Origin of the sequence: Mesorhizobium sp. M7D.F.Ca.US.004.01.2.1 (assembly GCF_003997785.1) — a bacterium.
Classification (GTDB): domain Bacteria; phylum Pseudomonadota; class Alphaproteobacteria; order Rhizobiales; family Rhizobiaceae; genus Mesorhizobium; species Mesorhizobium loti.
In genome coordinates this window covers 1-3,443 of the sequence record NZ_RZRQ01000470.1, presented here as the reverse complement: position 1 = coordinate 3,443, position 3,443 = coordinate 1, and the positions used below count along the sequence as shown (strand labels likewise).

The 3,443-nt window shown below is 61.8% G+C and carries 5 protein-coding genes; 1 reads left to right on the top strand and 4 read right to left on the bottom strand.

Annotated features, from left to right (window positions below; genetic code table 11):
* Positions 1 to 24 precede the first annotated feature (24 nt).
* From purB to EN993_RS33140, 3 genes are all read right to left on the bottom strand, one after another.
* Complete coding sequence (gene purB, locus EN993_RS33150; protein ID WP_127265981.1) at positions 25 to 1,332, bottom strand: adenylosuccinate lyase; 1,308 nt, start codon at positions 1,330 to 1,332, stop codon at positions 25 to 27.
* Positions 1,333 to 1,391: 59 nt separating this feature from the next.
* Positions 1,392 to 1,805 carry a hypothetical protein gene (locus tag EN993_RS33145; protein WP_109669836.1) on the bottom strand — a complete coding sequence of 138 codons (414 nt, stop codon included), beginning with the start codon at positions 1,803 to 1,805 and terminating at the stop codon, positions 1,392 to 1,394.
* 107 nt (positions 1,806 to 1,912) lie between these two features.
* Complete coding sequence (locus EN993_RS33140) at positions 1,913 to 2,638, bottom strand: DUF2259 domain-containing protein (RefSeq protein ID WP_127265980.1); 726 nt, start codon at positions 2,636 to 2,638, stop codon at positions 1,913 to 1,915.
* A 128-nt stretch (positions 2,639 to 2,766) separates the two neighbouring features.
* On the opposite strand from EN993_RS33140, the gene EN993_RS33135 reads away from it, so the two are divergent.
* Positions 2,767 to 3,021: a DUF2171 domain-containing protein gene (locus tag EN993_RS33135; protein WP_013532118.1), complete on the top strand. Its 255-nt coding sequence runs from the start codon at positions 2,767 to 2,769 to the stop codon at positions 3,019 to 3,021.
* Positions 3,022 to 3,035: 14 nt separating this feature from the next.
* Here the strand turns inward: EN993_RS33135 and EN993_RS33130 are convergent.
* Positions 3,036 to 3,443, bottom strand: a 408-nt coding sequence (locus EN993_RS33130; RefSeq protein WP_206532460.1) for a P1 family peptidase, incomplete at its 5' end; no start/stop codon positions are given.

The window sequence follows — 3,443 nt, the reverse complement described above, 5'->3', positions numbered from 1 at the left end:
GTATAGTGACGGGGAGAAGGAAGCTCAAGCTTCCCCGAACACCCGCTTGAAGATCGTGTCGACATGCTTGGTGTGATAGCCCAGGTCGAATTTCTCGCGGATTTCGGCTTCCGGCAGCGCTGCGGTCACTTCCTTGTCTGCCAACAATTCCTCAAGAAAATCAGCGCCTTGCTCCCACACTCTCATGGCGTTGCGCTGCACCAGGCGGTAGGAGTCTTCACGCGACAGGCCGGCCTGCGTCAGCGCCAGCATGACGCGCTGCGAATGCACGAGACCGCGGAACTTGTTCATGTTCTTCAGCATGTTCTCGGGATAGACGAGCAGCTTGTCGATGACGCCGGTCAGCCGTGACAGCGCGAAATCGAGCGTCACCGTGGCGTCCGGCCCGATCATGCGCTCGACCGAGGAATGCGAGATGTCGCGCTCGTGCCAGAGTGCCACATTCTCCATCGCCGGGAGCGCCATGGAGCGCACCATGCGGGCAAGGCCGGTGAGGTTTTCGGTCAGCACCGGGTTGCGCTTGTGCGGCATTGCCGATGAACCCTTTTGGCCCGGCGAAAAATACTCTTCCGCTTCCAGCACTTCGGTGCGCTGCAAATGCCGGATTTCGATCGACAGCCGCTCGACCGACGAGGCGATGACACCGAGCGTGGCGAAGAACATGGCATGGCGGTCGCGCGGAATCACTTGCGTCGACACCGGCTCGGGCTTCAGGCCGAGCTTTGCCGCGACATGTTCCTCGACATAGGGGTCGATGTTGGCAAAGGTGCCGACCGCGCCCGAAATCGCGCAGGTGGCGATGTCTTCGCGCGCATGCACCAGGCGTTCGCGGCAGCGCGAGAACTCGGCATAGGCCTGCGCCAGCTTGACGCCGAAGGTGGTCGGCTCGGCATGGATGCCGTGGCTGCGGCCAATGGTGACGGTGTCCTTGTGCTCGAAGGCACGGCGCTTCAGTGCTGCAAGCAGGCCGTCGATGTCGGCGAGCAGGATGTCGCTGGCGCGGGTAAGCTGCACGGCAAAGCAGGTGTCGAGAACGTCGGAAGACGTCATGCCCTGGTGGATGAAGCGCGCATCCGGCCCGACGAATTCGGCAAGATGAGTGAGGAAGGCAATGACGTCATGCTTGGTGACGCGCTCGATCTCGTCGATCGCCTCGACATCGAATTTTGCCGCACTGCCCTTTTCCCAGATGGTTTTTGCCGCTTCCCTGGGGATGACGCCGAGTTCGGCCAATGCATCGCACGCATAGGCTTCGATCTCGAACCAGATGCGGAACCGGGTTTCGGGCGACCAGATGGCGACCATTTCCGGCCGGGAATAGCGAGGGATCATCGGTCAGTCCTGACGTATCGAGAAGTTTGCCCGCGTCCTAACAGAGGCGGACAAAATGCTCAACGCTGCTGGCGCGCAAACCAGACGCCCGCTGCAAACAGGGCGACGAAACCCAGCGGAAAATAAAGCCGGATGCCCAGCACCACGAACTGATAGAGCGCAATCAACGTCGTGAAGACGAACTGGAGGGCCCAGGTGTGGGTGAAAGCAGGTGCATGCCACTCGGCGTAATAGGAGCGGTACTGCAAGGCAAACAGCCCGCCGGTCAGGCCGATCGTCGCCGCGGCGAGGCACACGAACGCCGCCGCGAAGGCGACTTCCCAGCGCCTTCCCTGCGACACCAGCCGCGCCGCAAACAGGCCAATCGGAAAGGCCAGCGCAGCTCCCACTGCGAACAGCAAGGTGACAATGCGGATTTTCGCCGGTGTCTCCCAGTCGTCCAAAAACAGGGTGACGAGCGCACTGGCGCCCATCGTTGCCGCCCACCACAAGGCGCCGAAAAACGCCGTGCGCGGCGTCGGTATCGCGTGGCGAAGGCGGTTCAGCGCACGATCGAGCCTGGCGGGTTGAACAAGCGGTGTCACAGCCGGCCGGTCACCGCGATCCAGCGAAAGTCCGGCCCCTCGAAGCCGTATTGGCGCACCGCGATCAGCACCGCATAGGCGCTCAGACTGTCGATTGAAAAGGTCTGCACGGCACCGATGCGATAGCCGTTCGGGCAACCCCGGCTTTTCGGTATCGCCTTGTCCTCGTGCAGCAGCTTGGTGGTGCCGCCATCCTGCGCCTCTATGCGCAGCAGCCTGAAACCATTGATCTCGCCCTGGCTCTCGCAACCATCGGTGTTGTTCATGCCGACCTCATCGAGGCGGAACTCGAGCGGTGGGTCTACCGGCGAAAAGATCGGGCGCGGGTTGACCGCCATCCGGTGCGGATCGGCCGAAAGCTCGGTCACTGGGTTGAAACCCGCAGTGATGCCGCGGTTGGCGCTCAGCTCGGCCTGGCTGACAATGGCTTCGCCTTTTTGCCGGGCCTGAAGGCGCGCCGCGTCCAGTTTGGCATTCTCGTCCTCGAGCCGGACCCGGATCGGCGTGCCCTTGAGGAAGCTGTCGGTGCTGGTGTCGATGTAGTAGCGGTTGGCGTAGGGAAAGCCCGATCCATCCTGCACGCCATATTCCTCGAAAGCGAAGACGCCGCCGTCCTTGGTGAAGCCGAGGATTTCAAGCTCGGCGACATCGCCGGCACGTGCGGCGATCGAGGTCGCAAACTGTGCAAGCAGGCCAACGGCAAACAGAAAGAGCATTCGCATCGGTCTTCACCCCCGTGATCGTTTCAATCCCCTAGCACGACGAAATCAAAACGTCGTGCAGTGCGAAAGCCAATGCATCCAATCGGCCCGTCATTTGTTAATGTCGGCAGTCCCAATGGAGAACCACCATGACCGACACCAGCAAAATTCGTGAGCATATGGAAGTCGTCGGCGCCGACGGCGTGCATGTCGGCACCGTCGACAAGGTCGACGGCCAGCGCATCAAGCTGACCAAGGCCGATAGCGGCGAGGGCGCTCACAAGGGCCATCACCATTACATTCCCCTGAGCCTCATTGCCGAGGTCGATGGCAAAAAGGTCTGGCTGTCGGCGAATTCCGATGTCGCGGTGACGTTCGAGGAAGAAAAGTCCGATCCGGTCTGATCAACCCCTTCGCTTCATCCCAAGCGTGACGACCAGACCGGAAACAGATCGCCATCCGCAGGCGTCGCGGCAAACACGCCGCGGCTGATGGCACGCGCCATCGTGGCACCGGCAGCGGCGTAAAGGTCGATTGCCGCGTCGGCTCCGAGCTCGATACCGCTCGTGCCCGTCGCCAGCGCGAACACAAGGTCGCCGTCGGCCGGCGTGTGCGTCGGCCAGATGGCGCGCACGAACCCGTCATGCGCTGATATCGCCAGCCGTTTTGCGGCAGCCTTGGTGAGAATCGCATCGGTGGCAATGACGGCTATGGTGGTGTTGCCGCCGGTCTCCATCTGCCTGCCAAAATGCTTGTCGCGATATTTCAAAAGAATCTGCTTCGCGTCGTCCGGCATAGGCAAGGGATAGCCAAGCCCGCCGAATTC